The organism is Sporosarcina sp. SAFN-015 (genome assembly GCF_051966875.1).
Taxonomy (GTDB): Bacteria; Bacillota; Bacilli; order Bacillales_A; family Planococcaceae; genus Sporosarcina.
In genome coordinates, this window is the sequence record NZ_JBQCKP010000005.1 from 95,589 (window position 1) to 119,356 (window position 23,768).

21 protein-coding genes and 1 pseudogene are annotated in these 23,768 nt (G+C 39.4%); 6 read left to right on the forward strand and 16 right to left on the reverse strand.

What is annotated here, in order from left to right:
- Window positions 1–8: 8 nt before the first annotated feature.
- From ACTHPA_RS10625 to ACTHPA_RS10640, 4 genes are all read right to left on the reverse strand, one after another.
- Window positions 9–1,265, reverse strand: coding sequence for a GNAT family N-acetyltransferase (locus ACTHPA_RS10625; protein WP_440500215.1), 1,257 nt, complete (start codon window positions 1,263–1,265; stop codon window positions 9–11).
- A gap of 86 nt (window positions 1,266–1,351) precedes the next feature.
- Window positions 1,352–2,803 carry a 4-hydroxyphenylacetate 3-monooxygenase, oxygenase component gene (gene hpaB, locus ACTHPA_RS10630; protein ID WP_440500217.1) on the reverse strand — a complete coding sequence of 484 codons (1,452 nt, stop codon included), beginning with the start codon at window positions 2,801–2,803 and terminating at the stop codon, window positions 1,352–1,354.
- A 183-nt stretch (window positions 2,804–2,986) separates the two neighbouring features.
- Entirely contained in the window at window positions 2,987–4,285 is a 1,299-nt protein-coding gene (locus ACTHPA_RS10635) for an NCS2 family permease (RefSeq protein WP_440500219.1), read from the reverse strand.
- A gap of 122 nt (window positions 4,286–4,407) precedes the next feature.
- Entirely contained in the window at window positions 4,408–4,842 is a 435-nt protein-coding gene (locus ACTHPA_RS10640; RefSeq protein WP_440500220.1) for a GNAT family N-acetyltransferase, read from the reverse strand.
- Window positions 4,843–4,953: 111 nt separating this feature from the next.
- Here ACTHPA_RS10640 and ACTHPA_RS10645 point away from each other — a divergent pair, with 111 nt between their 5' ends.
- Window positions 4,954–5,142: a hypothetical protein gene (locus ACTHPA_RS10645; protein ID WP_224654594.1), complete on the forward strand. Its 189-nt coding sequence runs from the start codon at window positions 4,954–4,956 to the stop codon at window positions 5,140–5,142.
- Window positions 5,143–5,361: 219 nt separating this feature from the next.
- Window positions 5,362–5,898: a lysozyme inhibitor LprI family protein gene (locus tag ACTHPA_RS10650; RefSeq protein ID WP_440500221.1), complete on the forward strand. Its 537-nt coding sequence runs from the start codon at window positions 5,362–5,364 to the stop codon at window positions 5,896–5,898.
- Window positions 5,899–6,087: 189 nt separating this feature from the next.
- On the opposite strand, the gene ACTHPA_RS10655 is transcribed toward ACTHPA_RS10650, so the two are convergent.
- The 4 genes from ACTHPA_RS10655 to ACTHPA_RS10670 all read right to left on the reverse strand — a co-directional run bounded on the left by ACTHPA_RS10655 (window position 6,088) and on the right by ACTHPA_RS10670 (window position 12,517).
- On the reverse strand, window positions 6,088–7,986 hold the full coding sequence (locus ACTHPA_RS10655; protein ID WP_440500222.1) for an endonuclease MutS2: 1,899 nt from the start codon (window positions 7,984–7,986) through the stop codon (window positions 6,088–6,090).
- Between the two features lie 526 nt (window positions 7,987–8,512).
- The gene (gene glmS / locus ACTHPA_RS10660; RefSeq protein ID WP_440500224.1) at window positions 8,513–10,315 is read right to left on the reverse strand and encodes a glutamine--fructose-6-phosphate transaminase (isomerizing); all 1,803 of its coding nucleotides are present in this window, start codon (window positions 10,313–10,315) and stop codon (window positions 8,513–8,515) included.
- A 903-nt stretch (window positions 10,316–11,218) separates the two neighbouring features.
- A complete protein-coding gene (locus ACTHPA_RS10665; RefSeq protein ID WP_440500225.1) occupies window positions 11,219–11,626 on the reverse strand; it encodes a hypothetical protein in 408 nt (135 codons plus the stop codon).
- 21 nt (window positions 11,627–11,647) lie between these two features.
- Window positions 11,648–12,517: a DMT family transporter gene (locus ACTHPA_RS10670; RefSeq protein ID WP_440500226.1), complete on the reverse strand. Its 870-nt coding sequence runs from the start codon at window positions 12,515–12,517 to the stop codon at window positions 11,648–11,650.
- Between the two features lie 212 nt (window positions 12,518–12,729).
- Here ACTHPA_RS10670 and ACTHPA_RS10675 point away from each other — a divergent pair, with 212 nt between their 5' ends.
- Both ACTHPA_RS10675 and ACTHPA_RS10680 read left to right on the forward strand, forming a co-directional pair.
- Window positions 12,730–13,494, forward strand: coding sequence for an NRDE family protein (locus ACTHPA_RS10675; RefSeq protein WP_440500227.1), 765 nt, complete (start codon window positions 12,730–12,732; stop codon window positions 13,492–13,494).
- Between the two features lie 304 nt (window positions 13,495–13,798).
- Window positions 13,799–14,776, forward strand: a complete 978-nt coding sequence (locus ACTHPA_RS10680) for a tRNA dihydrouridine synthase (RefSeq protein WP_440500228.1) — start codon at window positions 13,799–13,801, stop codon at window positions 14,774–14,776.
- An 84-nt stretch (window positions 14,777–14,860) separates the two neighbouring features.
- On the opposite strand, the gene ACTHPA_RS10685 is transcribed toward ACTHPA_RS10680, so the two are convergent.
- The 8 genes from ACTHPA_RS10685 to ACTHPA_RS10720 all read right to left on the reverse strand — a co-directional run bounded on the left by ACTHPA_RS10685 (window position 14,861) and on the right by ACTHPA_RS10720 (window position 21,953).
- The gene (locus ACTHPA_RS10685; RefSeq protein WP_440500229.1) at window positions 14,861–15,427 is read right to left on the reverse strand and encodes a YdhK family protein; all 567 of its coding nucleotides are present in this window, start codon (window positions 15,425–15,427) and stop codon (window positions 14,861–14,863) included.
- Between the two features lie 111 nt (window positions 15,428–15,538).
- Window positions 15,539–15,865, reverse strand: a complete 327-nt coding sequence (locus ACTHPA_RS10690; protein WP_440500230.1) for a four-helix bundle copper-binding protein — start codon at window positions 15,863–15,865, stop codon at window positions 15,539–15,541.
- 187 nt (window positions 15,866–16,052) lie between these two features.
- A complete protein-coding gene (locus ACTHPA_RS10695) occupies window positions 16,053–16,574 on the reverse strand; it encodes a CueP family metal-binding protein (RefSeq protein WP_440500231.1) in 522 nt (173 codons plus the stop codon).
- Between the two features lie 40 nt (window positions 16,575–16,614).
- Complete coding sequence (locus ACTHPA_RS10700) at window positions 16,615–18,117, reverse strand: multicopper oxidase family protein (RefSeq protein WP_440500232.1); 1,503 nt, start codon at window positions 18,115–18,117, stop codon at window positions 16,615–16,617.
- Window positions 18,118–18,340: 223 nt separating this feature from the next.
- A complete protein-coding gene (locus tag ACTHPA_RS10705; RefSeq protein WP_440500233.1) occupies window positions 18,341–19,051 on the reverse strand; it encodes a cytochrome c biogenesis CcdA family protein in 711 nt (236 codons plus the stop codon).
- 45 nt (window positions 19,052–19,096) lie between these two features.
- A complete protein-coding gene (locus ACTHPA_RS10710) occupies window positions 19,097–19,831 on the reverse strand; it encodes an urease accessory protein UreH domain-containing protein (protein WP_440500234.1) in 735 nt (244 codons plus the stop codon).
- 62 nt (window positions 19,832–19,893) lie between these two features.
- On the reverse strand, window positions 19,894–20,571 hold the full coding sequence (locus tag ACTHPA_RS10715) for a response regulator transcription factor (RefSeq protein WP_440500235.1): 678 nt from the start codon (window positions 20,569–20,571) through the stop codon (window positions 19,894–19,896).
- Window positions 20,572–20,591: 20 nt separating this feature from the next.
- Window positions 20,592–21,953, reverse strand: coding sequence for a sensor histidine kinase (locus ACTHPA_RS10720; RefSeq protein ID WP_440500236.1), 1,362 nt, complete (start codon window positions 21,951–21,953; stop codon window positions 20,592–20,594).
- A gap of 202 nt (window positions 21,954–22,155) precedes the next feature.
- Here ACTHPA_RS10720 and ACTHPA_RS10725 point away from each other — a divergent pair.
- Window positions 22,156–22,269, forward strand: a pseudogene (locus ACTHPA_RS10725) (tRNA-dihydrouridine synthase); the annotation flags it as partial.
- A gap of 213 nt (window positions 22,270–22,482) precedes the next feature.
- Window positions 22,483–23,670, forward strand: coding sequence for an HD-GYP domain-containing protein (locus tag ACTHPA_RS10730; RefSeq protein ID WP_440500237.1), 1,188 nt, complete (start codon window positions 22,483–22,485; stop codon window positions 23,668–23,670).
- Window positions 23,671–23,768 lie beyond the last annotated feature (98 nt).

Genomic DNA, 23,768 nt, shown 5'->3' on the forward strand with positions numbered 1-23,768 from the left:
ATTAATTATTAAAAAGAAGTTAGGCACACTGGTTTCGAAGAAGGCATGAACCATCGATCCAACTGCTTAGCGTGCCAATTGTTCACTTCCACTTTTCCATATTCGGCTAGCTTTTCCAAGCTGACACAGCCCATCCACCAAGAACTTAAATCTGAAATCGAAATGCACAAGTCGACTTCTTCCATCGAATTGGACAATTTCTCTATGTTCCAACAATCTTCCGTAAATGTTAAACGGAAACTCCCGTTTTGCTCCTGAATAAATGAATCTTGAACAAATAAAGAAATCGAAACAGGTCCATCAGGCCGCTCTAGCGAATGAAAATTCGTTTGTTCCACAAACGATGTAATAGAGCTAATTCTATACATGAGCCCTGTACCAACCGTTCCGATTTCATGATAAACGCTCGGAATCAAACGATTGCTATCATTCTTCGGATCTTCAAGTTGATAGATGAGTGACTCATCTTGTGTTCGAACGTATACACGGTCTACTTGATCCTGTTGTGAATGGATCCACGTACACATATCAATGAAAGCGCTTGGTTTCGTCCATATCCATTCGAAAATATTCATTTCATGATGAAGAAAATGACTATCTTTCACCGGTTGTAATGTATAAGCGAGTGCACCGACTAACTCTTTTCCCTCATAAACTCCCGCATAATACGTAGCTTTTTTCTTAATTAAGTTCCGTTCATGCCAAGTCCGTTCGATCATGCCATGATGCATCGATACGAATTCATTGTATACGGCAACAATCTCTTCCTCATTGGCTGGTGACAACATGACAACTTTCTTTCGATCACCACTATTTGGAAAGCTTGCAGGCTTCAGTTTATATTGATAGCGTGTTGGTCCATAGCCGTATCCCATCTTTTGATAGAAAGACGTGCTAAAGGGATATAACGACACAATCCCGACATTTTCTTGTCTAGCAAGCTCGTGAAAATGCTGCAGCAACTGTTTCGCTATACCTTCTTTCTTATGGAAAAAATGAACGGCTACCGTGCCAATTCCCCAAATACGAATCATCTTTCCGTTTACATTTCCATTCAGATCATGCAGTTTATATAACCCTAACAACTCATTTTGTTCATTAAACAATCCGTAATACTTCAAGTTATTTTCTGATTCAATTTCGAGTGTCAGTCTCTCAATAAATCCTTTTTGAGCTTCCTCTCCCGATATTTGCATCCCTGGATAAGCCATCGTCACTAAAGAAGCAGCTTGTTCTAAATCGTTTGTATTTACTAAACGAATCACATCAATCCCCCCCTTCCAAAATTATAAGTGTTAAAATTATTTGAGTAAACCGCCATTAAAAAAGAGAACCCCCGACATTTTGGGAGTTACTCTTCTCTTGTCAGATGTAAAAAATCACTAACCGTCTCTACATATTCATTTTTAGGATAGCTTTTATATAAATCGCTCGCCAACCGAATAGGGTCGCCAAAAAAGTATCGCTCATATTGAGTTTGTCTCGTTCCAAATGAGCTCATTGTTAAATCCCACGCTAAACGAAAAATCTTTACCCGTTCCTCTGCCGTCTTCGTTGCTCCTTTAAGATAATGATCCAAGTCATTTCTAATACTAGAATGAAATGCATTTTCGGTTGGCAATGCAATCATTCCACTTGCTCCAATTAGTTGGATAATTTCAGTGAATCGAGGGTAGATTTTAGGAAAGATGTTTCCTGCTACTTGTAGCGGGAACATTTCTGGTCGCATATAACCCCATTCATCTACCTCCGCGTTATTCTCCGATTTCTCCAATAAGGCTTTCAACGTTTCCAGTCCTATGATGATTTCCGACATCTTTTCCTGTATATGTTGGTATCCACTAACATTAATTGTTTCGATCAAAAGCTCAGCAATCCCTAATACAAACTCTGTTTTCACAATTTGTCTGGTCACGACTTGGTGCTTTGCAAAGGAGTGGAATGAGCTTTGAAATGGGAATTCTTCAGCAACCTCTGCATTGTTGTAAAAAAACACTCTATTCCAAGGCACTACTACGTTGTCAAAGACAATGATCGAGTCCATCTCTTCAAACCGCGAGCTCAATGGATGGTTAAAGGAAGATTGACCTCCCAAGAATGTATCCCTGCAAATGAATTTTATTCCTTTCGTGTTAGAAGGAATAGAAAAAGCGAAAGCTTGATCTTCATCGAGTAAAAACTTACCAACACTAAATACTAAAACTTCATCTGTTAAGCCCCCTTGCGTTGCTAAAAGACGGGCCCCTTTAATGACAATTCCTTCTTCATTTGTTGCCACAACTTTTGCAGCGATTGGCTCATCGCTGTCTTCAATGTAAATTTGAGAACGGTTTACTTGAGGGGAAATAAATGTATGTGTAAATGATAAGTCATGTTCTCTAGCGTATTCATAAAAGGCTTGTAGATTATTCGGAAAACAATTTTCTTTATTTCTTAAAAAGTTAACTGAAGAAGCAAAACTCATTATAACCGTATTCAAATAATCTGGGCTTCTTCCCATGATTCCCTTAGAATACTTGGCCCAATGTTGCATCATCTTTCTTCTTCGGACTAAGTCCTCTTTCGTTTTCGGTTGCAAATAGGAAAGACCAATTGGTTCTCCAGATACCGGTGAAATAAATATCATCTCATCTTTAATTTGTGGATCATGCTGCAAATCATAAAGTGCTGCTTTTGAATGAATGAGCCCTTTAAATGCTGGGTGTTCCGAGAGCGGCCCTGCAATTTTTTCACCGTCGTACCAAACTTCATTATGTAGCTGATTTATTCGGTTAATATAATCTCTTCCATTAATAGCACCCATATTTCACTCCCCAATAATCGCTAGTTGGTCATTCAATCTACATATAATTTATGTGAATGGAGCCTGCTAATATTCCTTTTTCACCTATAGCGAATTGAAATTGTCGCTTCCATTTACCGGTTAATCAATGAAAAAAGCAACTACCCAAGAAATTGGGAGTTGCTTTTTTCACAGATGACTAGATTAATGAGGCAGAAATGCCAATTGATAAAAGAATAGAACCGCGAACACATAAACAAGCGGATGGACTACACGCCATTTCCCTGTTACGACCTTCAAAATCGGATATGAAATGAACCCTAATGCAATCCCCGTTGCGATGCTTGACGTGAGTGGCATGCTTAAAATGATGAGAAAAGCAGGGAATGCTTCGTCAATTTCATCCCATTTGATTTTCGCAATGGATCCCATCATTAAACTGCCGACGATGATCAATGCTGGAGCTGTAATGGAAGATAATCCTGAAACCGCACTAACAAGAGGTCCGAAAAACGCTGCAACGATAAATAGAATGGCAACCGTAACCGTAGTGAGTCCTGTTCTTCCACCTGCCGCGACACCTGCAGATGATTCGATATACGCACTCGTCGGTGTTGTTCCGAACATCGAGCCAGCCGTTGCTGCAACAGAGTCAGCGAGTAATGCTTGGCGAGCCCTTGGCATTTTATTGTCTTTCATTAAGCCGGCTTGTTGTGCAACACCGATCATCGTTCCTGTCGTATCGAAAATCGTTACCATTAGGAATGAAAAGACGACCGGGAACAGCATATGCTGCCATACATCTGTGAAGGCAGTGAACGGATTGGAAATGATGATCCCATCCGGAAGTGACGGCATTTGAACGAAACCTTGGTCAAACGATAAATGCCCTGTGAAAAAGGCAACGACTGCTGTAAGGATCATACCGAGGAACAATGCCCCATGCACTCTCAATGCCATCAAAATAAGCGTAACAGCTAGTCCGAGCAAGGCAAAAAGCACAGTTGGCGAATGTAGATCCCCGAGCGCTACAAGATTCGATGGATGGGAGACGATCATGCCAGCTTGTCTCATTCCGATAAAAGCGATAAATAAGCCAATCCCCGCGGTAATCCCATGCTTCAAGTTATCAGGAATCGCTTCAATCAACACTTTTCGGAAGGAGGTAAGCGATAAGATAACGAAAATGATGCCTGCAACGAACACAGCTGAGAACGCTGTTTCATACGTAATACCATTCGTTCCTACGACTGAATAGGCAAAATAAGCATTCATGCCCATTCCTGGTGCAATTGCAATCGGATAATTCGCTGCAAGCGCCATCCACAATGTCCCGATGACTGTCGCAATGATTGTAGCCGTAAACACTTGGTCAAACGGGACACCTGCATCTTTTAAAATGATTGGGTTAACAATTACTATATAGACCATCGTAAAAAAGGTCGTGAACCCTGCAAGGACTTCCGTTTTTACAGTTGTATTGTTTTCTTGTAATTTAAACAAAGAGATACTCCTCCAAAGACGAACATTATTTAATCCATTACATATATTATTCGTTTATAGAGGAATTGGCAAGTGTTTAATCTTAAAAGTTGGAGAAGTTTATTCACCGAGAAGCCATTCAATCAAATTTCTTTTTTAAATACATAGCTCACTTTGTCATAGCCCATTTTGTCTTCGTAGAATCGATGTGCATCGCTTCGTTGTAAACCCGATGATAAAGCGACACGTTCAAAGCCATTTTCTTTAGCCCATTCATGAACGACAGATAGAAGCTTCTCACCATATCCGTTTGAGCGCTTGTTCTTATCAGTAACTAAATCACATATCCAAATGAAACGTCCGTAGTATAAGGTGATCATTGGTTTAAAGCCGGTAACTGCAACGATTTCTCCATGATCGTAAAGTGCAAATAATCGATACATATCCTTTTCTTTCGCTTCCATCACAAGATCAATATACGTGTTTTCATTCAGATGGGTCCGTAGTTGATTCATTACAGGAAAAGCCTCAAGAATTTCTTCTTTGGAGTGAAGTTCTTTACTAGTTAATGTGTTCATTGTAATCTCCTTTTCAATAACTTCTTTACTTCCAACATAAACTGAACAAAACGTTACCCCTACTCCACTTGAATCGTGCTCATATAATGTAGTGAAAGGAGGGTTAACTGAATGGATCGATTGATTTTATTGATATTGGCTACTATTTTAGCCGGATTTGCATTAGTAAAGGTTCCCTTGGCAGGTACTTTTCTAGCAGGTTTAGAGCCCATCACTGACATTATAGGTATCGTAGCTATTTTAATTTTTTCCCTTTTCCTCATCTACAAAGGTTTAATGGCTCTACTGGGGAAACATTAATAAGGAGTGCAGACTCAGAAATCATTCTGAGTCTTTTTATTTTGCTGCTCACTAACATATTATTGTATTCCACAAACTCAAACTAATATCCTTTTCTAACTTACCGACCTAATTACTAAATGTAAAACTAGAATTTCTGATATTGTATAGTAGAAAAGAAATTCTTATCGCCCGGCTGTAACGGACAAGAGTAAATCTAAAGATGAAAGTTGGTATTTCATGAAAAACTATTGGAAATCAGTCATAGGAATGGTGACAGTAGTTGTTGCATTAGCCGCTTGCGGAAACTCATCGGATGAGTCACAATTTAACGATTCCTCTACTATTAACACAACAGAAAACACTACAGGCATCGACAAAGTTGATGCAGATAGTGAAGATAAAAATGGCACTATGAAAGAAAAATATTTACAAAAACTTGCTGATATTAACGAAGAAGTTGAAGAAATCCGAAATACATATTCCAATGATTCCTCTACTTACGCTATGAAAAAAGTTGAAGGAGATCGATATGATCTGTGGGATGGATTATTGAATGAAGTGTATGGCATCCTACAAGAACAACTTGCTACAGAAGAAATGAATCAATTGAGAGATGAACAACGAAACTGGATAACATATCGGGATGTTACTGCAAAGGAAGCTTCACTACAATACGAAGGAGGTACACAGGAACATTTGGAATATGTGGTTGTGTTAGCAAATCTGACAGAAGAGAGATGTTATGAATTGGTTGAGGATTATATGAAATATTGATCTGCTGGCCGTGTGTCAATCAACTTGAAACACCATAAAATATCATTTTTTTATGAGTCAGTTGCCGAATGTGAATGCTATTTTTTTCAGATAAAGGATTTGCAAACGACCGGACAGCAAACAACACCCATAAGTATTTAAATCACAAAAGATTCCCACCTTCGAACGAAAGTGGGAATCTTTTTTTGTTTATTTATTATCTCGAATTTCTTTCTGGATTTTACGAAGTGCTTTTTTCGATCCTCGCTCTATATCATGATTTAGTTTTCTAGTATTATAATCAATGAATAAAGTGTCTAAGTCATAGCCCTCTGGATACAACTCTTCAGCTTTTAACTCTAGTGACAAGCGTTTTTCGTTCACTTCAATAAATTGATTTTGATAATACACAGTAACGTTATAATAGTTGTCCTTTTCTTTATACACTATCCCAAAGTCATCGTGGTCAAGCAGTTTTACACGGTCTCCCTTTTGATAGTCAATATTTTTTTCAACTTTTCCAACCACTGTTTTCGGTCTAAGGATTTTGCTTTCATTTAACCGTTCCAAGCGATACTCTTTATTTTCCATATACTCCTCTGCTCTTTTTAAAACATTTTCCGGCACATTCATTTTTCTAGAGATCCATAAAGCATTACTGTCCCCAGACTGTCCGATGAGAAGTTTAAATAGCGGTTCTAACGTTTCATGATTGAATTGCATGGCGGCGTTCATAAAGTCACTATGCATTTCGGAAAAACGTTTTATTTCTCCATAATGCGTTGTAGCAACGGTAATACATCCTTTAAGATAAAACTCTTCTAAGAGGGAGATTGCTAATGCTGCTCCTTCATTTGGTTCAGTCCCATTTCCGATTTCGTCAAATAGTAGCAGGGTATTGTTGTTTACTGATCGAAGTATCTCAGACAAGTTTTTCATGTGAGAAGAGAACGTGCTAAGTGCATTTTCTAAACTCTGATTGTCACCAATATCTACAAACATGCGCTCAAATACTGCAATTTCAGTTTCTTTCGAAGCAGTAATATGGAACCCAGACATAGTTGCCAAAGTAACAAGGCCAATTGTCTTCAGCACAATTGTTTTTCCCCCGGCATTAGGTCCGGTTATGATTAAACTACGATAAGTGCTCCCAATCTGAAACTGAAGTGGTATAACATGACCCGATAGTAATGGATGCTTGCAATTAACTAATTTTATATACCCATAATCATTTATGTTTGGCTCAATTCCATCCACATGTTTGCTATATTTAGCTTTAGCAAAAATCATATCGTACTGAGAAATGAGCTCAATATTAATAGTAATGGCTTTAAGATTTTCAGTCACTAGACCTGTCAAAGTAGCTAGTATTTGATATTCCAACATTGCCTCTTCAGATTTTAATGTTGCTAGTTCTACACTTAATTTTTGCACTATACTAGGTTCCATAAAGACTGTCGAACCTTTAGATGATATTTCAATGATAGTTCCCTGTACTTGATTTTTGTATGAGGATTTTATTGGTATTGTATAGCGATCATTCTTGATACTAATTATGAACTCCTGAATATAATTTCTATTTACACTACTGTTTAGAAATTTATTTAATCGTTCTTTTATTTTTTGTTCAGTTGTTTGGATATGATGACGAACACGTTTGAGTTCTTTACTGGCGTTCGAGTCAATCTGATTATTTTTTATAGAAAGGTTGATTTCCTCTTCTAACTCCATGAATTCTGTCATGGAAATGGCATATGACGATAATATCGGAGCAAGAAATTCTTTACCGGACATGAAAACTTTTATTTTTCGGCAACCTCTTAAAAAATCGGAAATACTTAAAAGTTCTATTGGGGCTAAAATTATGCCTTTATCCAATTTATCAATTGTATGTTCAATGTTGGAAACCCCCATGAAAGGTACGTTTCCTCCTGCATCCAGAATGGCACGCGCTTCAGATGTTTCGGTTAATCGATGTTTGACTACTTTTAAGTTAGAACTGGGAATTAATTTGTCAAATAGTTGTTTGCCCAGTCCGCTAACGCAATAAGATTTTATAATCTCTTTTAGTTCGTTGTACTGTAATTTTTCAAAAGTACTTTCATTCATGTTTTCATTCTCCTCCATGTGATTATTAAATCAGCAATGAAGAAACCTAACGGCAAAATTTCAATGAGTTGGAGATAAATATAAAAAGCTGCGGTATCTACCGCAGCTTACATTTACAATGCAAAAGTAAAATACATAAATAAAACCATCTATAACGATAGTTCTAATCATGAAGTGATGCGCTTGTTTGTTTGTAAAGTATGGTAGGTGTCTTCATAAGTGGAAATAAGTCCACAACAAAATAAAGGGGGTGAATATAACTGAAATCCCCTGTTGTTAAAACTTCCTTATTTCCTATAATGTTTTCTTATTTAGAGACTACCGCACTCACAAAGTTCACCACTTATCAATTTATTTGATATGCTCATTGAAATCGACTTTACAGGTCTATTATACGTAGTGATGAGGAATATGTAAAGAATGTCAAATATCCCATAAAACGTTCTTACACAAGCGGGCACCACATCTTTTTCATAATCGCTACTACTTTATATCAAACCTACAACTACACAACTAAAAAGCTTAGTCACTCAACTGTAACACTCTTCGCCAAATTCCGTGGCTTATCTACGTCGCATCCACGATGAAGCGATGCATAATATGCAATCAGCTGCAGCGGAACAACAGTAATAATTGGTGTTAGTAACTCATGCACAGGCGGCAAGACGAAGCGATCACTTTCCTCTTCAATGCCTTCCATAGCAATGATGCAAGGATGCGCTCCACGAGCAACGACTTCTTTCACGTTGCCTCGAATATTGAGGCTGACGGATTTTTGAGTTGCTAAGGCGAAGACAGGTGTGCCTTCTTCAATAAGAGCGATTGTTCCATGTTTCAGTTCTCCGCCGGCAAAGCCTTCCGCCTGAATGTAGGAAATTTCTTTTAGTTTGAGTGCGCCTTCCAGGCTAACGTAGAAATCTAGGTTCCGGCCTAGGAAGAAGGCGTTGCGTGTCGTTTCAAGGTACTCCTTCGCAATCTGTTCCATATCATCCTTCGAGTCGACGAGCGTTTGGATGGCATTAGCGACGATGGATAGTTCCTGTCTCAAATCGAAATCAATTTCCCTGTTCAATTGTTTTGCAACAACATATGCAGTGACGGCGATCACTGCGACTTGGGCTGTGTACGCTTTCGTCGATGCGACCGCGATTTCTGGACCTGCATGAAGAAGCAATGTATGATCCGCTTCCCGTGACAACGTTGAGCCCGGAACGTTTGTCATTGTGATCGTCGGGTAGCCGAGCGCTTTGATTTTCACGAGCACTTGGCGGCTATCCGCTGTTTCCCCGGATTGGGTGATGAATAAAAATAACGGTTTCTTCGAAAGCAATGGCATATTGTAGCCGAATTCGCTTGAAATATGCACTTCGACTGGAATGCCTGCGAGCTTTTCGAAGTATTGCTTACCTATCAAGCCAGCGTGATAGCTCGTACCTGCTGCGATAATGTAGAGTCGATCGGCATCTTTAATTGCTTGGATGATTGCAGGGTCGATTGTAAGTTCTTCTTGATCATTCGTGTAAGCTGTTAAAATCTTGCGCATAACGCCTGGCTGCTCATCGATTTCTTTGAGCATATAGTGCGGGTATGTTCCTTTTTCGATATCGCTCATGTCGAGTTTCGCCGTATAAGGAGCCCGGTTGATTTCCGTACCGTCGAGTGTCATGATGTGGATGGCTTCTTTTGTCACTAGGACGACTTCTTCATCGTGGAGCTCGATGAACTGGTCAGTCAGTTGCAGCATCGCCATCGCATCGGACGCGACAACGTTAAAGCCTTCCCCGACGCCGACAAGCAACGGACTGCGATTTTTAGCAACATAGATTGTTCCTTGGTCTTCCGTATCTAACATGGCAATGGCGTAGGAACCGTGCAATAAGGATAACGTATGACGAAAAGCCTCTTCGGTTGTCATGCCATCTATTACGAACACTTCAACCAATTGTACGATTACTTCCGTATCAGTTTCCGATTTCATGTTCACGTTTTGCAAATATTGCTTTTGCAATTGTACATAGTTTTCAATGACGCCGTTATGTACAAGCGTAAAGCGTCCGGATTCGCTTTGGTGCGGGTGGGAATTCTTCCGATCGGGAATCCCATGTGTCGCCCATCTGGTATGGCCAATCCCTGTTTTGGATTCGATGGATGGATCAACTGCTTTTCGCAAATCCGCAATCCGTCCTTTTTCTTTGATGACTTCTACACCGTTCATTGTCAGAAGTCCAAGTCCTGCTGAATCGTATCCACGATATTCAAGTTTTTCGAGCCCTTTCAGTAAGAACTCTTTCGTATCCTGCTCTCCAATATAACCGACAATTCCACACATATTAATTTCCTCCTCATGAAGAAATGACAAAGTCCACCTCGGGATTCCGAAGTGTTTGCCTATTACTTGTTAGAATAGCCTTTTTACCTTGTTGTCCATACGATTGCTCGGATGTTTTGTAGGTAAAAGTTACAATCGGGCGTTTCGATCGGGAGGCATCCGCCGAATGTTTCGATACTCCTCCACCTCGTCTGCTGGGAATGTGGGACGTCCGATTTTCCCAGCACTGGCGCTTTCATTGGTTTCCGATTTTCCTGATTGCTCCCCTCCTTAACACGGGTCGTTCGACACCGATTTGTTAATCATACAAAACTCGCTATTTTATTGTCAAACCGTAGTGTCATGATTACGGTTTAAGCCCAACATGATGAATTCCAAAAGGTTACAGATGGGGTAGGTATAGATTTAATTGATGAAGGAGAGATTACCAAAGGCACCCTTCGAATGATTATAGGAATTATTGAACAATATTATCGAACTGTGACATTAACTTTTTATTTTTTCTTGATAGTCCGCAATTGCTGTTCCCGCATTATCCGAAGTATAATAATATAACTAGCCGATTGGAGGTGGAAAATGAATCTCATTTTATGGATGACTGTTTTGTCGGGTGCATTTATCGCAATATTCGCTAATAATAAAAAATGCAACAAGAAAAAATGTTGAACTTTTTCATGTCTACCTATTTATTGGTGGATTTAGGAACTATCCGCATGTTATAGATTCCTTTTTTAAGCCACACATCTTGTTTTCCCCTAATTAAATTCAATAGGGGTCTTTTTTGTTGGATAAAATACTTCCTCCTAGGTTTCTTATTAATTTTTATTGTCTCAATCTTTCTCGCTTATCTTCAGGTCTTTATTTATCTTCATGCAACAAATACATCCCTTTTTCACGCGAGTATTACTTTAGGAATTTTTTAATCAGTACCAATACGATAAAATGAATTACTCCGCCGACCATACCAAAGAGGAACATGAAGATCATCGAGAACAGACCATAAAAAATAACGCTAGCAATAAGACCCGCTATGCCACCTGAACATGCATATACTAACGCCTTTATCCAGTTCGGATGCTCCTTTAGTCGAGCTGAAAAATCGATGTAAACTGAAATAGGAAAGGCCCCAAATCCAAAGAATGGCCAAGAATATAAAGCTACAACTATGACGGTCGGGCCAAAACTCCAAGAGTCTTGAAAAGCGATCATCGAGTAGAGTGCCATGAAAATTCCAAAGAGGATGGGAGAAACGAAAATCGCCAGTAAATAGATAGAGACGCGGTCAAATATCGTTTTATAGCTTGTTTCCATTTTGAGTACTCCCCTCCTTTCTCATACACTTTTCTTTACTTTAGCCGTCCAATTCACCATAAATATACCCCCAAATATACATACACCACCGACTACAACATTCCACGCAATCATTTCATCAAGTAATAACCAGCCAGTAAGAACACCGAAAAATGGAGCTAAAAACAAAAATGCGCTTGTCTTACCGGGTTCTCCTGTTTGTAAAAGGTAAAACCATACGGCGAATTGCACTATGGAAGCCATGAGTGCTAGCCATAATAGGATGGTTATTGATATAGCGGTAATTTGAAATGAAGGTTCTTCCAGTAGAAAACTACCAACGAATAAAATCAAACCACCAAACAACATCTGATAAGCTGTTAACACCCAAGTATTAAATTGAACGCCCCACTTTTTAATGAGGAGAGTTCCAATGGCCCACGAAATGGCAGACAGAAAGCCAAAAAGGGTTCCAATTTTCAAGTCCACCTGTGCTCCAAGCGTTATCATTACACCAACAAAACCTAAAATAACGCCGAACCATTGGCGCCAACTATATTTCATTTTCATAAAAAGCGTTCCAAATATAACAACTAAAAGCGGGTTCATAAAGGTTAATATTGATGATTGCCCCGCTGTTATCGTCCGTAAACTGACGAAAATACATCCCATGACACCAGCCGTTTGAAAAAAACCGATCAACGCTATTTTTATCCAATCTGCCATCTGCTTTGGATGAGCGATTCGTAAACATTTTACAATTATTGACATAATGGCCCCAGCTATAAGGAAGCGCAATGCTACAAGCATGATCGGTGTAGCGTAAACCAATCCAATCTTTCCGATTGCGAAAGCTGACCCCATTAAAGATGTTGTTAATACGACTAAAAATCCAAAAAGCCATCTGTTCATTATTGTATTCCCCTTCAAAAAACCTATCTAATATAAAATAGTTACAAAGTTTGTAAAATTAGTATAACACGTAAACATTGTACGTAGAGATGATGTCATTGTATAAAAGATCCTTCTATCAAAAGTTGTGGTAAGTAGGAGTAGCGTTCACTATCTGTAGTACGAATCCCAATTAACAATGTATACTTTTAGAAAGGAGAAGTGATGTTGTCATGTGTTTGATTAATTTTCATTTTCAAGACCATCCGATCTACCGTTTGATTGTAGCTGCGAACCGTGATGAGTTTTACGAACGCCCTACTGCACCGGCGCATTTTTGGGAAGACAAGCCCTATTTGTTGGCAGGCAAGGATTTATCCCAAGGCGGAACATGGCTTGGCATTACGAAAAAAGGCCGGTTTGCTGCACTGACCAACTACAGAAATCCATCTGAGCAAAAGAAGAACGTTCGGTCGCGTGGTGAAATTGTGACTAATTTTCTCGATTCCGATTTGACTGCCGCTGAATTTCTGAAATCGTTGCAACGAAAGCAGGCGGAGTATGCGGGATTCAACGTAATCGTCGGTACTTCGGATGAGTTGTTCTATTACTCGAATATCGAAAATGAAGTGAAGGAGATTTCCCCCGGAACATATGGGCTATGTAACCATTTTATTGATACACCATGGCCAAAAGTCGTTAAGGGAAAAGCAGATCTCCGGGGACTTGTCGAACAGAAACGCGTCATACAGTCCAGTGAACTATTCGATATACTGCAACATGCCGAACCGTTTCCGGACGAACAACTTCCTGATACAGGTGTGGGAAAACAACTGGAACGTATTCTTTCTTCCCTATTCATTAAATCTGAAGGATATGGCACCCGCTCTTCGACAGCTCTTCTCATCGATAATGAGAATAACATCACTTTCGTCGAAAGGACATACCGGGACGGAGAGTTTGTGGAAGACCGAACGTTTAGTTTTTCCATTCAATAAATGACTCCGACGACGATAGAATAGAGCCCTTGTGCAATTAATGGAGCCTTTGACCGATTAATGGAGCCCTTGCTCGATTAATTGAGCCCTTATGCGATTTATGGAGCCCTTGCTCGATTAATTGAGCCCTTATGCGATTAATAGAGCCCTTGGCAGAATAATGGAGCCCTTGTGCGATTAATGGAGCCCTAATTCGATCATGCATACAAACTACTACTTTTTAAGAATGTATCAGTGCAATTGACCACAATAAATGATACTATTTGATGAGCAAAGGATTTTGCATGCAACAGGAGGATACAAAATGAGTAACGAAGATAATTTTTGGCTTGATCTACCAAAGCCGTTTTTTATATTAGCACCTATGGAAGATGTGACTGACGTAGTGTTTCGTCATGTCATCGCTGAAGCAGCACCACCTGATGTGTATTTCACGGAATTTACGAATACGGAAAGCTATTGCCATCCGAATGGGAGAGAAAGCGTTCGTGGCCGCTTAATGTTCACAGAAGATGAACAGCCGATTGTCGCGCATATTTGGGGCGATAAACCTGAGTATTTTAAACAAATGAGCATCGACATGAAGAAACTCGGTTTTAAAGGCATCGATCTCAATATGGGCTGCCCAGTGCAAAACGTTGCTGCAAACGGAAAAGGTGCGGGATTAATACGACGCCCCGAAGTTGCAGCGGAAATCATTCAAGCCGCTAAAGCTGGTGGATTGCCAGTCAGTGTAAAAACAAGACTTGGCTATATTGAAATCGACGAGTGGCACGAATGGTTACGGCATGTCTTGGAGCAAGACATTGCAAACCTGTCCATTCACCTTCGCACAAGAAAAGAAATGAGCAAAGTGGATGCACACTGGGAATTGATCCCGGCAATCAAAAAGTTACGGGATGAAATTGCGCCAAATACGTTGTTAACAATCAACGGCGATATTCCTGACCGTGCAACAGGACTAAAACTCGTGGAACAATACGGCGTTGACGGCGTTATGATCGGCCGCGGCGTTTTCACGAATCCATTTGCTTTCGAGAAAGAACCGAGAGAACATAGCGTGAAGGAATATCTCGATTTACTGTTATTGCAATTGGATTTACACGATAAATATTCAACAGAAGAAGAGCCGCGTCCATTCAAACCACTTCTCCGCTTTTTCAAAATTTATATTCGTGGATTTAGAGGCGCTGCTGAATTGAGGAATGAATTGATGAATACGAAAACGACAGATGAAGTACGTCGGTTAGTGAAGGAAGTTATGGATAACGAATTGGATTGAGGCAAGTTCAATTTAATTGCATATAAACTGATTAGCCCCATAAGTTGATATTCCCTCAACATATGGGGCGTTCCTTTTATATCGTTAGTTAGCTGTAAGTTCCTCTTCTGTTACCCACTTATGATTAGTTACTTTTTCACCGCCGGTAGTTGGCATATAGTCAATCATGTAAACTGTAGTTTTTTCAGCTGAATCAATTTCTGCTATCGCTCCTTTCATCCCTTTCATATGGTCTGCCTCTACGGTGACTTCAGTACCTGTCTCCAATTTTTTATCACCAGCATCCTTAATCTCTTCTTGGATTACCCATTTATGATCTTCCACTTTTTCTCCGCCAGTTACCGGAGTATATGAAATTACATAAGCTGTCGTATCATAAGCACCCACAACGGTCGCAACGGCCCCCTTCATCCCTTTCATATGATCAGCTTTAATGATGGCTTCACTTCCGACTTCATAGGTTGGATTTTCAGCCACTTTCAAGTTTGCAGGCACTTCACCTGAGCCGGAATGGTTCATCTCCATTTCCATATCTTCTTCTTGTTGCGGCTCATTATTAACGTCTGTACTATTCTCGTTGGTCGTTTTGTCCCCACATCCACTTAAACCGATAACCATCGCGAGACCTAGAAAAAATACATGCTTCTTCATTTGTCTACTACACCTCTGTTTTTTTCTAAATTAGTTATAAATGAAGCTATCGCAAGAAACCGTCTTACATTTCTCGAGATAGCTCCTCCAATGAAGTTTCATCAATATCGATTACGCTATTGCTTGACGGCATGCTTCAGCGCATTTATGGCAAGCCTCTGCACAGCGTTTACAATGATCCATGTCATGCTTATCACACTCTTCAGCACAACGGTTGCAGATTTCAGCACAAAGTTCTAAAACCTGATTCGTGAATGGGCTGTTACGCGTTATCGCTTGCGCGGCGAATGTACAAGCGTCGGCACATTCTCGGTCCAACCGAATACATTCAGCCATCATTTTTACATCTTCTTCGTTCAAGCATTCATCGAAACAACTATTGCATTCCTTAAGACATTCTAGAATCACCTTAATTGTTTCTGCGTATTTCGTATTCATAAACGCACCTCCTGAGATTTTCATTCGGTGTATTTTTTCCCTAGGGGTATTAATTTAAACGGAAATTGCATATCTCCTTATAAAATCCTTATTTCTCGTTTCATTATTGAAGTCTCTTGAAAAATAAAAAGAACCGTGAGAAGTATGGTGAATACTTCACGATTCCGTGTGAATGAAAAGTAAGTCATTAAGTTAGTTGCATCGTTGTAATACAAGTATTGTCGCCTTCAAAGGTAGAAATATTAGCATCAACCGTTTTCCCGTCATGTGTAATTTTCACTTTAAAATTTTTATCCCGCGGCAACCATAAATCGATAAACCCATTTTCTAGTGAGGTCATTGTTTCATCGACCACAACGTTGCCCTCTACATCTTGAATAAACACGTCGAAATCCTTTTTAACTAATTCACCTTGGCACCCTGTTAAACTGTGGATTCCACAAGGATGTGTAGTTGTAATGAATGGAGCAATAGAAACGAAGAATTCATTACTTGGCAAGTCATATGTCGTTTCTTTTCCTTTGTCTTTAACAATGAGTTCATGAGATGTAATGGACGCTGTTACATCATCTCCAAAATTCCCAACGCTATACTCATGTACTTTTTCTTTTATATCTTCAATTTCCTTTCTTTCGGACGAATCATTGCTACAAGCGACTAAAACAAGGCTTAGCAATAAACCGAATACAACGAGTACACTTTTTCTCATGAATGATGTCCCTCCCTTTCTATATTCAACATTTACTGTGCTACTCTATCAAAATTTGTCCCATCATTCCGTTGTCTTCATGTTCGAGAATATGACAATGGAACATATAAACACCCTTATGCTTAAATTGTATAGCTATTTTCACTTTCTCATCTGGTTTTACAGAAATGCTGTCCTTCCATCCTCGTTCATTTTCCGGTGGTGCTTCCCCATCTCTGGAGATGATTTTAAATTGTGCGCCGTGTATATGGAATGGATGGATCATGCCACCCATCATATCCGGTTTGTTATAAATCTCCCACACTTCCGTAACCCCTTGTTGCTGTGTAAAATCAATTCTTTCCGGATCAAATTTCTTCCCATTTATCGTTACCATCTTCATCATTCCAAAAAGCTCTATCTTCTTTGTGACGGGCAAGTCCATTTCTTCTTCTATCAATGAAAAATCATTCATCTCTCCTGGTATTCTGCTGACAGCACCACTTTGGTCAGAAACCTTGAAAGGTAAAAGAACTGACCCTTCCTCATTAATTAATGCTATTTCACCTTCCGAATTCATCTGAGAGAAATCAACAATAATTTCCGCTCTCTCTGAAGGCGTCAATGTCACCTTTTTCAACGTAACCGGTTCATTCAATAAACCGCCATCTGTCGCGATTTGAACGAACGGATCCCCAGAGCTCAATTTAAATGTGTAATTCCTGGCATTGGATCCATTTACTAAACGAAGACGCACCTTCTCTTTTTTTACAGTCAACTTGGGATTCAACGTCCCATTAATCAATAATGTATCGCCAATTGTTCCGTCTTCATTCTTTACTGCGGTGTAATTCAATTGTTTTTTATCATCAAATTTCCGATCTTGAAAAATTAAAGGGATATCATTTTCACCATATATACTCGGGAGTCCAATGCTTTTCGAATTATCATCTTCAATATAAATTAAACCGGCAAGCCCATTGTATACTTGTTCAGATGTTTTACCATGAGGGTGTGGATGAAACCATAAAGTCGCCGCCTCTTGGGCAACTTCAAATTCAATCACCTTTTCTTCACCCGGCTTTAGCGCATCGTGGGGACCGCCGTCCACATTCGCAGATACTTCCAGCCCGTGCCAATGGAAAGTGGTATCTTCGTCCAGCTCATTGATCGTTCTAATTTTAACTTTGTCCCCTTTTTCGAAACGGAGCATCGGCCCTAAAAACGATCCGTTGTATCCATACGTTTCCGTTTTAGTCCCGTCGAATATTTCGGTCTTTCCTTTTTGTGCTCGAACCGTGTATATAATCCCTTCCCCAGCATCCCGTTCAAGCATCGTAGGGATTTTCAATTCATTTTCCCCTGTCGAATCATGTAACATAACTACATCGTCATGACTCATATGTCCTTCCATCATATCACCCATAGAGGAATGATCCATGTCCTCCATATGTTGATTCATTGTCGAGTGATCCATTTCCTCGCCAAGCTGAGCGTTTTTACTACACCCACTGATGACTAATATACCGATTGCCGTTGCGGCAAGTTTTATCCTTAAACCCACCTCTTATTTCCCCTTTCGTTGATGATTACATTTTTCAGTATTTCAAGAATGTATGAAAAAATATGCATATGACAGTTGTTTCTACTAATGGTCGTAATTTATGCAAAGAATTAGCTTTCAGGGGCTACCTATCGTAAGGTAACACATAACATATATTTGGCTGCTGGAAATAATATTTTTGCAAGCCCATAACCACGTACTCCTTTTAGATATTACTTTCGTATTAGAACCCCATGAATCCGCCGAAAAATGGACTGAGCCATGCAATAATTAACGTCAATCCATCAAAGAACAGTAGAATTCCAAGTGCAATCATAATAACGCCACCGGTTTTCGTAATTGTTCGGCTATAATTTTGAATCCATTTAATACGAGTAATGAAAATGGAGAGTAGGAAAAACGGAATGGCGAATCCAAGAACATAGGCAAGCATATACCAGACGCCTGCACCCGGATTTTGGGAAGCAAGCATGAATACAGCTCCTGTAATAGGACCGGTACATGGCGTCCACCCCGCTGCAAACGCTAGTCCGATAAGAAATGTGCCAAAATAGCCAGCCGGTCGGTTTTTAAACTGCATTTTCTTTTCCTTCATTAGGAATTCCGGTGTAAACAGACCAATGATCATCAAACCAAAAAGAATGATGAAAATAGCACCGATTTGCCGAAGCAAATTCTGGTATTGAATAAAGAAAGTACCTACGAAAGAAGAGCTAAATCCAAGAAAGATAAAAATGATGGAAAAGCCAATTAAGAACAAAATCGTATGTATCACACCGCTTTTCCTTATTTTCACTTTATCCGATTTCAATTCATCCAAGGACATGCCTGTAATATAGGAAATGAAAGCCGGATACAGGGGTAGCGTACAAGGTGATATGAAGTTAAGAAGACCTGCACCAAATGCTAGAAATAAATTCAAATCAGTGAACAAATAGAAACACTCCTTACAGATAAACGCATTTTACGAGACCAATCGTTACATCCCCCAATACGTCAACGTATCAAAAAACCCGATCACCACTAGTAGCAATCCCGCCAAACGTTGAATGGCCCGGCCGATTTTCACACTTTTTTTCATGATTCGGCGATCTGTTTCAAATAGCCATATCATCAAGAATAGAAGGATAAGGGGAAACGATGTGGCAATCCCAAAGACAGCGGGGAGTATGAGTCCATAAGAGGTGGAGGAAATAATTGGCATGAGCCACACGAAAAACAGAACAAACATTGTCGGACAAAATGCAAGTGAAAAACTCACACCTAACAAAAAGGAACCTGCCTTCCATTCTCGAATCCGTACCGGAATATGTATCGTCATACGTTGAAAGATTCTCAGTTTCAATACGCCCAATAGAACAAGTCCAGTAAAAACAATAAGAGGGCCTATCGCTTTACGGAAAAGCGGAAAATATTCCGTCATCTTGGATTCAAATGCTTGACCGAACCCCCATGCCAAAAGACCAAAAGAGCTGAAAACGACAACCTTTCCTGCAATAAAAGCAAAAATTTCGAGCCAATCAGTCTTGAATTGAACAGTACGATTGCCGTATAGCGTGATAGCGCTTATATTCCCTGTCAATTGACATGGTGCAACAGCGCCAACCACCCCTAACAGTAATGCAAACATGAGCGGGAAATCTGCGTACGAATGAAGGATGCCTGTAATCGGCTCCGTGATGACCTGGCTAATTTTCGATAAAAACGTATACATTGAGGATCTCTCCTCCTATCGTTTATTCAGCAACTTATCTCACTCAATCCAAGATTCAAGAATCAGTTCCACTTATATCCAATTCCCCACACCGTTATTAGGAAGTCATTAATTGGGAAGCCTGCAACTTTTAGTTTTTCCCTTAAATTCCGTATATGCGAGTCCACCGTTCGAATATCCGTGAATGTGTTATAGTCCCACGCTGTACGTAAAAGCTGTTCACGTGTAAATGTCCTTTTCGGCTGAGTGATCAACGCCTCAATAATATAAAATTCTTTTAACGTCAATTGCACTTCCATGTTTTTGTAATGTAATGAATAAGAATCCCGATTCAAAATGAAATCTCCATACACTGTATTGCTGCTTTCAGCAACTTCGGTTGAAGCGCGGCGGAGTAATGCATTCACTCTCGCCACTAGCTCCCTTTCATCAAAAGGCTTTGTGATATAATCGTCCGCCCCAAATTCCAGGCCTTTCACGATGTCTACTTTATCTGCCCTTGCAGTGAGCATAATTACCGGAATGGTCGACAGTTCTCGTAACTTTTTGCACACTTCCCAACCATCCAGTTCAGGCATCATTACATCCAATAATACGAGATCGACATTTTCGTTCTTTACGATTTCAAGTCCTTTCTTTCCGGTATGCGCTTTTATACATTCGAATCCATGGGGTGCCAAAAATAACCCCAGTAAATCAAGCATTCTCTGTTCGTCATCTATTAGCAAAATCGTATGCATTTGTTCAACTCCTTACCGTTTTACATCCTAATTGTAAATTCGCTCCCTTTGCCCAACTCACTTTTCACTTCAATCAAACCGCCATGTGCTTCCACCAATTCCTTCGCAATAGCAAGTCCAAGCCCCGATCCTCCAAACGATCTCGAGCGGGATTTCTCCACTCTGAAAAGCTTCTCGAAAATCATATCGATTTGCTCTGCCGGGATTCCAATTCCTTCATCCGCAACTGTAATGACCGTTCGATTTTGTTCTTTGGAAATCCTAAACGTAACAGTAGTTTTTTCATTTGAATACTTTAACGCATTATCCAATAGATTCAGTACAACCTGTTCCAATCTCACCGGATCTGCATGAATTTGAAAATCCTCGTTGCATTTCAAGTCCAGATGTACATTCTTTAAAGCAAAAGAAGGTTGGACAAGGCGATAAATATCATCAGCGAATTTTCGCGCAGAAAAATCCGACTTTGAAATTAAAAATGTCAATTCATCCATTTTTGCTAAATCCATTAAATTTTTCATTAAATCTTTCATTCGATTTGATTCTTCCGCTATAATCTTTAAATAATGATTTCTCTCTTCTTCAGTCAGATCAGGTCTCATAGCCACTTTCAAATAACCAATTAAGTAGGTTAGAGGGGTGCTTAATTCATGTGAGATCGATGCAAGAAACTCATTTCGCTCCTTTTTCATCCTCTCCAAATCATTCGCCAGTCTCCGAATCGCAATCGATAATTCACCAAGCTCATCATTACCTCCAGCCGGAAGGCTAACATCGAATTTCCCATCGCTTAACTTCTCTGTCGCCTCCTTCATTCGAATTAAAGGCCGAGTAAGAAATTTGGACAAAATCGAATAGATGATAAACAGGATGACAATAATTGCTCCACCCGCTAAACCAAAATGAAGATTCAGCTTGCGCACCAGCTGTTCCAATGGTTCAGTGCTTTGAAACATCAACACATTCCCCGCATGCTTCTCGTCAATCATGTAGGGATGAGCGCTTATGATATATGGCGAATCTTCCCATTCTTGCTCTATAATCCGATCATCTTGAACAAATGAGTTAGGTGATAAAAATCGTGACGGAAGGAGATCTTCCAGCTTTCCATCCGAACTTCGAATGATTTCCCCGTTCTTGTCGGTAATGATAACTCCCCTGTCTCCTTCGGTTTCCATTAACACAATGTGCGTAATCGTTTCTTCAGAATAATAATCGATTAAGACGTTTCGGTGATTGGAGCCTGTTGCCAATAGGCGAGAATATTCTTCATCCACTCTTGTATGAACAATATTTTGGTGCAAATACATCATGAGAACTGTTTCAAGGACAAGGAAAGAAATGATAAAGTATGCAGCTAGTTTTTTCGAAATTTTATTCAATACAGTTTGTTCTCCTCTCCTCATGCAATTAGTATAGAAAATAATTATCAAAAAGGTATGCAGATGAAGGGATAATCCATGCATTCACATGAATTGATGACTTCTTTGTGTCTACACACGTTATTCAAATCTCTTTAGTATAGTAATTACTATTGAGGCATTTCAACATACGAGACGGAATAGGCATGAAACGAGTATGTATTATATTCACGGATTTAGAGGCGCTGCTGAATTGAGGAACGAATTGATGAATACGAAAACGACAGATGAAGTACGTCGGTTAGTGAAGGAAGTTTTGGAGAACGAGTTAGATTAAAAATCTACGAAGAAGGAGCCAATCATGCACTGACATGATCGGCTCCCTTTTAATTTTTCCATTCCTCGTCATTATGATGGGCAGAACACTTCATATTTGCTAACAATTGCCGATAAAAGAATGTATAAAGCAAAATCTATTACGAAGGAAGCTAGTGATTATGAGAGAGTTACAACTACATCACCTTAGAGCCATACTTACTGGGGCAGAAAAATGAAGATTACATCCTTATTACAAGAAGAAAAAAGAGCTACTGTTTTATTTATGTCCTTATTTTATATAGTCTTTTTTTTATATGATATTTTTTATTATAATCTGTTTCCGTTATTTCCATGGACGGCGAATGTGAAACCAGATGGAGTTTGGTATTTATTAAATTTCATTAAACATTTTATTATTATCTGTCTTATTCCTATTACGATCTATTTCTTCAAAAAAGGAGACCCCGGAAAGGTCAAATATATTGTCGTCATTACTTTTTTAGTTACGAACCTCATCACGGATATTTATTATTACTTTGGCAAAGCAGATTCTTATTCAAGTGGCAACCTAGTTGAGCTAGTTATTATAATGTTTTCGCCGATTTTCATTAACAAACGATTTTTTTATCTAGTTACATCAGGATTGATCTTAAAATACTTACTGGTAGGAGTATTCATACAGGACCCTGTCATATTATTCCCAGTTATTATTCTTATCATATTGGCAGGTATATCTTATATTCTCCTACACCGAATCTTAAGATACGTTACAGTATTAAAAACTTCTTATGACGAGCAATTAGCTGGTATGGTGAAAGGAGTCATCGCCACATTAGAACTCAAAGACCCTTATACACGTGGACATAGTGAGCGAGTGGCGGAGTATGCGATGAGTCTTGCAAAAGCAACAGGGAAAGTAAATGATTCTGAATTACATTCTTTTTATTATGCATGTCTATTGCATGATATCGGTAAAGTAAATATTCCTGACACTATTTTGGCGAAACATGGTAAACTTACAGAAGAAGAATATGAAGTTATTAAAACCCACCCTGTTGTAGGAGCTAAAGCAATTGAAGATGTAGAAGGAATTGGCGATAATCTTGCCGTCGTTTATCATCATCATGAAAGATGGGATGGCAAGGGTTATCCGGATGGGCTTGTGGGAGAAGAAACACCTTTAGTTGCTCGAATTACAGCTGTGGCAGATGCCTTTGATGCAATGACTTCTACTAGATCTTATCGACCAGCGCTTCCTTTTGAAGAAGCATATACACGAATCATTGACGGAAAAGGATCCCAGTTTGATCCTGAATTGGTGGAAGTTTTTAAACAAGTGTATCCAGATTGGATAACAATCTCTAAACAATATTTAAAAGACCATACACCAAAGGAGGGATGCAAACATGAAAATCCGTAAGCTTAAGAAAGTTAAAGTGACATGTTGGTGGTGCTTCTTAATTCCCAAAGTTTAAGGAATCCTACCAATAGGATGCTATCTGATAGCATCCTATTTTC

Bases quoted from the DNA above. Each gene is read 5' to 3' on its own strand.
- ACTHPA_RS10675 (WP_440500227.1), top strand. From the start codon at position 12,730: ATGTGTTTGATTAATTTTCATTTTCAAGACCATCCGATCTACCGTTTG.
- ACTHPA_RS10680 (WP_440500228.1), top strand. From the start codon at position 13,799: ATGAGTAACGAAGATAATTTTTGGCTTGATCTACCAAAGCCGTTTTTT.
- ACTHPA_RS10665 (WP_440500225.1), bottom strand. From the start codon at position 11,626: ATGGAAACAAGCTATAAAACGATATTTGACCGCGTCTCTATCTATTTA.
- ACTHPA_RS10730 (WP_440500237.1), top strand. From the start codon at position 22,483: ATGAAGATTACATCCTTATTACAAGAAGAAAAAAGAGCTACTGTTTTA.
- ACTHPA_RS10690 (WP_440500230.1), bottom strand. From the start codon at position 15,865: ATGAATACGAAATACGCAGAAACAATTAAGGTGATTCTAGAATGTCTT.
- ACTHPA_RS10670 (WP_440500226.1), bottom strand. From the start codon at position 12,517: ATGAACAGATGGCTTTTTGGATTTTTAGTCGTATTAACAACATCTTTA.
- ACTHPA_RS10650 (WP_440500221.1), top strand. From the start codon at position 5,362: ATGAAAAACTATTGGAAATCAGTCATAGGAATGGTGACAGTAGTTGTT.
- ACTHPA_RS10695 (WP_440500231.1), bottom strand. From the start codon at position 16,574: ATGAGAAAAAGTGTACTCGTTGTATTCGGTTTATTGCTAAGCCTTGTT.
- glmS (WP_440500224.1), bottom strand. From the start codon at position 10,315: ATGTGTGGAATTGTCGGTTATATTGGAGAGCAGGATACGAAAGAGTTC.
- ACTHPA_RS10715 (WP_440500235.1), bottom strand. From the start codon at position 20,571: ATGCATACGATTTTGCTAATAGATGACGAACAGAGAATGCTTGATTTA.
- ACTHPA_RS10645 (WP_224654594.1), top strand. From the start codon at position 4,954: ATGGATCGATTGATTTTATTGATATTGGCTACTATTTTAGCCGGATTT.
- hpaB (WP_440500217.1), bottom strand. From the start codon at position 2,803: ATGGGTGCTATTAATGGAAGAGATTATATTAACCGAATAAATCAGCTA.
- ACTHPA_RS10710 (WP_440500234.1), bottom strand. From the start codon at position 19,831: ATGTATACGTTTTTATCGAAAATTAGCCAGGTCATCACGGAGCCGATT.
- ACTHPA_RS10640 (WP_440500220.1), bottom strand. From the start codon at position 4,842: ATGAACACATTAACTAGTAAAGAACTTCACTCCAAAGAAGAAATTCTT.
- ACTHPA_RS10655 (WP_440500222.1), bottom strand. From the start codon at position 7,986: ATGAATGAAAGTACTTTTGAAAAATTACAGTACAACGAACTAAAAGAG.
- ACTHPA_RS10685 (WP_440500229.1), bottom strand. From the start codon at position 15,427: ATGAAGAAGCATGTATTTTTTCTAGGTCTCGCGATGGTTATCGGTTTA.